This is a genomic window from Psychromonas sp. (genome assembly GCF_041586535.1).
GTDB lineage: Bacteria > Pseudomonadota > Gammaproteobacteria > Enterobacterales > Psychromonadaceae > Psychromonas.
The window spans coordinates 1-8,249 of the sequence record NZ_JBFGZY010000168.1 but is presented as its reverse complement, the minus strand read 5'-3'; the positions used below and the strand labels follow the sequence as shown (position 1 = coordinate 8,249).

The window sequence follows — 8,249 nt, the reverse complement described above, 5'->3', positions numbered from 1 at the left end:
TTGCTTAAAAATTCGTGGCGGCAGGTAGTGCCGACACGTTAAACGCTTGTAAGAGGTTTTAGAAGACTAACGCAACTTAATGTTGCAATGCCTAAACCGTTGACGACAAGAATCACCTTGCTTTAGCTGGGTGAGCTTCAACACAAGCAAACTGCCATTTCACGTGTTTCGCAATAGGTAACAAAATCATCGGGACTTAAAGGCTTAGAAAAATAGTATCCCTGAATGATGTCGCAGCCTAATTCTTTCAGGTACTCAAATTGGCTTTTATTCTCTACACCTTCAGCAACAATTTTGTACCCCAAAGCTTTAGACATGGTTACGATAGCTAAAACGATTGCTCTATCACCTTTGGTATCCGGTATACCATCGATAAAAGCTTTATCTATTTTCAGTTCATCAATGGGTAAGTCCTTGAGGTAACTCAGCGAAGAGTAACCTGTTCCAAAATCATCTACTGAAACCTCCAAATCCAATTTGTGAAGTGCATTGATAACCTCAAGCGTAAAATCCAGATCACTCAAAGATAGGCTTTCAGTTATTTCAATAATAATATTTTTCGGATTCGCGCCGGTTTCCAGTAATACCTGTTTAACTTTTTCTGCAAAAAGTGGGCTGTTAAACTGCTGTCCGGAAACGTTAACCGATATCGACATATTCTTGAGTCCCCGTTTTTCCCAATCAACTGATTGCCTGCATGCCAAACGAAAGACAAATTCGCCGATCTCTTTCATTAAACCTGCATTTTCAGCAACTGGAATAAACTCTTCGGGAGAAATAACTCCCATCTCGGAATGTTCCCAGCGCAACAGCGCTTCTGCTCCTTTAATCTTCTCAGATAGCGTATCTATCTGAGGCTGATACTGAAGATAAAGTTGTTCGCTTATAATGGTTTTACGCAATTCCTGCTGCAGCATAGTTGCTCGGCGTAGCTGCCTGTTTTCTTGCTCTGAATAATATAGGTAACCTGTATTATTGGTCAAAAACGCTTTGTTCGCTGCGACCTCAGCTTTGCTTAGCAGTTGTTCTGCCTCAAGCCCGTCTTGTGGAAATATCGATATTCCCAAGCCAACATTTAGAAATACTTCAGTTTCATTAACCTTCGTCGGCGCAGCAAACATGCTTAATAGACGCTCACAGACTAAGCTTGCATCTCTACTGCCATTTATGCGTGTTAGACAAATCGAGAATGCGTCACTCTTAACATGCGCTGTTACATTTGCCGATTCTAATGGTAGACCGTGAGTGATTAGATCTGAGTCCCGTAGACAATGTAATAAATTATCGGCTACCTGCTTGATTAAGTCATCCCGAAATGAGGTGCCATAGGTCTCAGTTAATTCGTTAAGTTCTGCTATTTTTATAATGACCACTGAGAAATTATTCTCAGAATACGAACTGGCAGTGATCGCACTACCTATTCTTTCACTAAACTTACGACGGTTAGGCAACCCCGTCAGTTCATCAAAAAACTTTAATCGATCCTGATAAGCTTTAAATGTGAGGGTATTTCTCAACCTAAGTGCCAGTTCGCTTTGGTCGACAGGCTTGGCAAGAAAATCTGTTGCCCCCAAAGCTAATGCCTGCAGCATAGTGCCGTTACTATTTGACGATGTAAGAACAATAACCGGGGTGTGCTGAGTTTCCGGATTACTGCGCAGCCGTTCCAATATCTCAAAGCCCCCGACATCAGGCATAACCAGATCCAGCAAAAGTACATCGGGTTGCTGCTTATTTATCTCGGAAATCGCTTGTGTTGAGTCAGACAAACCGATAAATCGTTTATAGCCATACTCTTCAAGAAACATCTGAAGCAGGTCCAGCATTATCGGTTCATCGTCCACCATCATAATAAGTGCGTTCTGCATAACTTCACTTGCGGTGTAGGTTATCTGCATTGCTATTCTGCTCCCAGATCTATATTTTTAATCATTTGACGAATTTTTTGCAGTGATTTACCTGCCATTTTCACATCATTTCCCTGACATGCGCTTTCTAACTTAGCGGCGACCACCGTAAACTCGTTAAAGCCGACGCTGCCGGCAGAGCCTTTAACCCAGTGGGCTGAATCTTGCAGCGTCTTAAAATCACCGCTGTCAAATTGGACCTGCATCTCTTTTTCTACGGATAATAGCTTGTGGTGCAGTTTTTCAACCAATGGCCGGTATTTTGGGTTTGCCTGAAGCAAACTGGAATAAATAGCAGGCGAATAACAATCTTTCTGGTCTTCGCTATCCATGTTATCCATGCTATCTTCGTTGCTATTCTCTATTTTTTCGCCACCGTTCACCGGGGGGGATTTTCGTATATTGTCACTGGGCTTCACGCCATCAATTCTGTTAGATAAGGTGATAATATCTGTTAAGTAGATATCCGCACTATCAAGGTCACCATCTACTGCTGCAGCCTCTAGTTTTTTCGCCGGATCCACAAAGGCCGAGAAGCCGACGCTGCCACCTGAACCTTTGAGCCAATGAGAAAGTTCTGCCAGCTGTGACATATTGCGTTGCGACAATGCGACATCCATCTGTTTAAGTTTGGACGGTAATTTTTCGACAAACTTTTGTACAATTGCCCGGTATTGCGGCCCTTTGCTTAACAGTTCAGAGCACAGAGTATCCGCACTACCTGCTGTTATCTTTTGCGGCTCGTTACGCGGACCTGGCTCGAAATCAGCGGACTCGAAGTCAGTGGACAAACCAAGTTCAGCCTGCTTCGCTAAAGATGCCAGGTTTTCAATTAATGCCTTTATTATCTCCAGCTCAGCGTTTTTGGCTGCCGTCTCTAATTTTATGGCTGGGGCAGTGAAGGCATGTAGCCCGACACTTCCGCCCGAGCCCTTTAACCAATGGGCAAACGATGCTATTGCTTGTATTTCTTTACTATCGACCGCACCTTTAACTTCATCTAACTGTTCATTGAGCTTCTCGATAAAGCGCTTAACTAATGGCTTAAACTGAGGTCTATCTTTGATAAGATCTGATATAAGCACCTGTTGTTTATTAACTTTTCTTTCTGATTCGAGGGCGGCCCCGGTTGCTAAGTCATCACCGGTAGCTATTTCGATGCTTGCAGTTTGTGGCTTTGCCCCCAACAATTCTGCTGTTAAGGAGAGCAATTTATTGATCTCGATAGGCTTGGTCATATAGTGGCTATAGCCGGCCTGCAGGCAGCGCTGTTCAATTCCTTTCATGGCATGGGCAGTTAGCGCAACAATGGGTTTTAGCATGCCTTGTTTTCTCATCAGTTCAACAGCGGCATAACCATCCATAACCGGCATTTGGACATCCATCAGTACCAGGTCAAAGTTGTTTTCATGCAGTTTTTCAAGGCCATCTTTGCCGTGTACTGCTGTGACAATTTCTAGACCTTGCTCTTCCAATACCAGGCGAACCAGCTCGCGGTTCTCATTGCCATCATCTACAACCAAAACCTTAGCCGCAGGGAACAACCAATTATCAGCTTTTTTCTCATCGTCAATGATCACCAGCGAATTGACATCTTCGATGGTCAACCAGTTAGTATTATCGGCAATTTCTATATCCAGTATCAGGCTGAATGTTGAACCTTCTCCTTTTTTACTGGTAACTTCAATATCTCCACCCATCGCATTGGCAAAGCGCTTGCTGATTGACAGGCCTAAACCCGTGCCACCGAATTTCCGGGTGATCGAACTATCTGCCTGTATAAACGCATCGAAGACTGATGCAGCCTGTTCTTCCGTCATACCAAGCCCCGTATCTGTCACTTCAATGATCAGTCTTTCTTCATTGTCTGCTGACATACGTGCCAAAATAGTGACGCTCCCGGACTCGGTAAACTTGATTGCGTTGCCGGCGAGGTTGGTCAGGATTTGGCGTATTTTTCCGGAATCACTTTTTATCACTTCCGGCAGGCTACTTTTCGCTACGAAATTAAAGGCAAGTCCTTTTTCGTCGGCTTTTACGCGCATCACCTGTACTATCTGATGGATTAAATTTACCGGCTTGCAATCAATTATCTCTATTTCCAGCTTGCCCGACTCGACTTTTGACAGATCAAGGATATCGTTAATAAGCCCTAATAAGTGCTCGCCACTGTTTGATATCGTATTCAGATAACTCATATGACTGTTTTGCAGATGACTCTTGTCGCGCATAATCAATTGTGTAAAACCTAAAATCGCATTCATCGGCGTTCGGATTTCATGACTCATATTGGCAAGAAAATCGCTTTTTGCCCGGTTAGCTTGTTCAGCTTCATTTTTGGCTAAGCGCAATTCGATCTCTTTTTGCTCCAGCTCGGTAACGTCATCAAGACTGACCATAACGCCCCCCACTTTACCTCCGGGAAGAAGCACGGGAGAGCAGTTGATCATGAAGGTTCTGCTATGGTTTTCATCTGTTTCGAGCTTCATCATGCGGTTAAGCACAACTTCGCCAGCATCCATAGCATGAACCCAAGGATCGGAAATGTCATCTGTCTGCTCAGGTGCCCGTTGCCAATTAAATCCGTTAATATGCTGGCCAATCATCTCCTCGGCAGGTCTATCTATCAATGAGGAAAATGACTGATTTACGAGCACAATTTGCATCTTTTTATCTAATATAATCAGACTTTCCGCCATGGTGTCTAAAGCAGTACGTACCCGATCCGGGACGGCCTGGGAAGGATCTAATTGTTTCAGCATGCGCCCCAGATAGAGAAAGAAAGCCGCCAGACACAGCACTGAAATAAAAACGGTAAACTGCAATACCGGATTAGAGAAAAATCCCCAAATACCGGGAGGAACTATGGGAGAAAAACGCAGCTCTATCTGTCCCCATCGGTTGTCGCCGGACCAAAGAGGCACAACGACTTGGGAGTTATTCGCAAGGTCTGCTTCCAGTGCGTGCCAATGCCTGACATGATCATTGGCAGTCGCAAACAGCAATGTATCGCCTCTTCTGATCCCGGCAGAAAGAAGTTCCGGGTTTCTTGCCACAACAAACTGCAACACGGCTTCCATTTTGTTGCTATCGTCATGAGTGATGAACAGTGAACCTTTGGCGGCAATAGACTCAGCGAGGGCTTGTCGTCCTTGTCGCTGTACATTTTCTTCGTTTGGAAAAATACCCAAGAATACAGCGAATAACGTAGCACTTACTATGATACTTATCTGCCCAATGACAATTCTCAGCTGTGTAGACCACTTCCCTGTCAGCTTATCGAACAAAGCTTATTCTCCCTTTTTATCATTGTTGTTATTATCACCTGTCACTATGGTTTCGAGAGTCTCTTGATCTCCACTAGCTGAAATCAAGCTGGACAAAACCGGCAAAGGATCAATAAATCGCCATGCAGGCATAGATGACAAGACACTTGTCAATATAATGCCGCTTCTTACCAGCCAGGCCACGTAGCCAACTGACAATCCGGTAGAAACGGCTACACCGCTGCCCAGCAGAATAGTTTCCATATTCAGGGTAAGCTGGGCTTGATTTTCAAGATTATTCAGTTCGTTTACCAAGCCGGCTGATTGAAGCAATAGCATATTATCTTCAGCAGATGATATGTTTTCCCTTAAAAGGGAAAGGCCTGCGTTTTTGTCCCCAATTACCGTTTTAAACGCTGCTTGTTTAGTCGCTGCAGGTTGGTCGATATCCTGGTTATTCACTTGGCTGTCGATGCCAGTATCTGATACCGCTTTAAACGTTGCCTGCTTAGTTAGCGCCCGTTGAGCGGTATCCTGGTTATTCTCCTGATTATTCTCCAGGCTATCGCTGCCACTATTTTCTGTTGGCGTTTGGTTAGCGCTAACTTCATATTTATAGTTATTATCCAGTCTGCCAATGTCGATGTCGGCAGACTCAAAATCACTTAAATAGACTGCTTCAGATGCCTTGAGCTGGAAATTTACATTTGCATTGATAGCCAGCGAACTACTACCATCTGAGACGGTGAGTGCAAAACTCGGCGCGTAACTACTACCATCATGAACAAACACAATGCGCCCTGTATCGACTTCATATTGAGTAAACAATGATAATGCCTGCTCAAGGTCATCCGCATAGGTGAAGTAACCATTAGTGATTGTATCTACATGGTAAACAATCTCTTCAGCGCTACTGTCACTGTCACTAACTGCTAGCGTATTTTTAGTGACTTCCAGTACACCACCTTGTAGCACATTGAATTCAATGCTTTCTGCTACAGGAGCAGAGTCTACTTCTTCAACGTTTACCACAGAGTTAACCCCGAGATCGATTAACCAATCACTGAGATCCAAGCTGTTAGATTCATTGATGCTAATCAGGGTAAGGGTTCTCTCACCCGGTGTCGGGCTGTTGCTATTGTTTGTATAACTAATGCTTGACAAAATTGACTCAAATGCGTCCAGACTGACGCCCGTCCCTGACAATTCAATAAAGGCACTACCCGCATCATAACGCAAGCTGTAGGCAAAACTATCCGTTTTGCCGGAAGCGTTTGTTGCCAGCTCTATTCGTGCACCGTCAATGAACACAAACTCTGAACCTTTATCTGAAATCTGGGTGACCATGATAGTCAGTGCGTTAAGCTGTTCAGCTGCCTCAACAGAATTGATCTCCACAACAGGGAAAAGTTTGACAGGTGCATCTCCCTCAATAAAAGTGACTTGTGACGATTGTACAATAATGTCGGGTGTGTCATTAGTGCCGGTGATGGTCACTGTCACATCGTGTGCTGTGCCGTCAACTGAGCGCACCGTAAAGGTTTCGACTTTGCACTCACCTTCGCCTAAGTACTGAACGTCGGCATTGGCCACGTTATACGTCCACACGCCATCCGCAGTGATGATCAAGCTGCCCAGTGCACTGCTGCTCGAGGTAATCCCGGTGGTCTGAAAAACGGCTTCGCCGCTGTCTGCATCACTGATGGTTAGGGTACCGCTGTTGCTTAGGGTCGGTGTCGTTGCATCTTCGCTGACCTCGCCAAGCGTATCACCGGTGATCATCGCCGTATCGTTGCTGCCGGTTACGGTCAGGGTGATGGTTTGCGCGGCGCTTATGCCGCCGTTGTTGTCCGTGGCGGTGTAGGTAAAGGTGACGTCACGGCTTGCACCCGCGGCCAGATCATCAAAGTCCGTGCCCGGGGTAACGGTGTAGCTGCCGTCGGCGTTAAACGTCAGGCTGCCTTCGCTGACATTGTCAACCAGCTGGTAGCTGAGTACCGTGCCGTCGACATCCGTTGCCGCCGGCACATTGCCGCTGAGCAGGGTGTTTTCTTCGCTGGTGACACTGTCATCGCTCGCTACCGGTAGATCATTTGTGCCGGTCACGGTCAGGGTGATGGTTTGCGCGGCGCTTACACCGCTGTCGTTATCCGTCGCGGTGTAGGTAAAGGTCACGTCACGGCTTGCACCCGCGGCCAGATCATCAAAGTCCGTGCCCGGGGTAAAGGTGTAGCTGCCGTCCGTGTTAAAGTTCAGGCTGCCTTCATTGACATTAGCAACCAGTTGGTAGCTGACTACCGTGCCGTCGACATCCGTTGCCGCCGGCACATTGCCGTTGAGCAGGGTGTTTTCTTCGCTGGTGACACTGTCATCGCTCGCCACTGGCACATCGTTGGTGTTGCTAATCACGATATCAAAGCTATTACTCACCGACCCGCCGTTGCCATCACTGGCCGTCACTGTGACGGTGGTGGTGCCGACATCCGCATTGACTGGCGTGCCACTAAAGGTGCGGCTACTGGCATCAAAACTGAGCCAGCCAGCGGCATCCGAAGTATAAGTTAAGCTATCGCCATCCAGATCATTGAAGCTGTCCGCGCCAAACTGAAAGTTAAAGGCAGTGTCTTCGATGGCCGTCTGTCCGGTGATGCTATTTGCAACGGTTGGCGCATCGTTAATATTACTGACCATTGCAGTTGCGGCAGATGCCACACTTTCAGCAGTTCCCTGACCGTCGGTGTAGCTGGCTGCCACGGTAATGACTTTGCCTACTTCAGCCTGGGTTAACGTGTAAGTGCTCGCTGTCGCGCCGACGATATCGGCACCGTCCGCTTGCCACTGATAGCTGATGCTACCCAGCCCGTCTTCATCCGCCAGCGTGTTATTCGCGGTTAAAGTTTGATCTTCGCTTGCCGTGCCGGTGATGGTTACCGAGCCGCCTGGCGCATCGTTAATATTGCTAACCATCGCAGTTGCGGCAGATGCCACACTTTCAGCAGTGCCTTCAGCATCGGTGTAGCTGGCTGCCACGGTAATGACTTTGCCTACTTCAGCCTGGGTTAACGTGTAAGTGCTC

Annotated in this window: 3 protein-coding genes; all 3 read right to left on the bottom strand. The window is 46.5% G+C overall.

What is annotated here, in order from left to right:
- Positions 1–137: 137 nt before the first annotated feature.
- Positions 138–1,898 (bottom strand): EAL domain-containing protein, encoded by a 1,761-nt coding sequence (locus tag ABZA00_RS15420; RefSeq protein WP_372883046.1) that lies wholly within the window; start codon positions 1,896–1,898, stop codon positions 138–140.
- Positions 1,899–1,900: 2 nt separating this feature from the next.
- Positions 1,901–5,194 (bottom strand): Hpt domain-containing protein, encoded by a 3,294-nt coding sequence (locus ABZA00_RS15415; RefSeq protein WP_372883045.1) that lies wholly within the window; start codon positions 5,192–5,194, stop codon positions 1,901–1,903.
- Between the two features lie 3 nt (positions 5,195–5,197).
- Positions 5,198–8,249, bottom strand: a 3,052-nt coding sequence (locus ABZA00_RS15410) for a VCBS domain-containing protein (protein ID WP_372883044.1), incomplete at its 5' end; no start/stop codon positions are given.

Bases quoted from the DNA above. Each gene is read 5' to 3' on its own strand.
- ABZA00_RS15420 (WP_372883046.1), bottom strand. From the start codon at position 1,898: ATGCAGATAACCTACACCGCAAGTGAAGTTATGCAGAACGCACTTATT.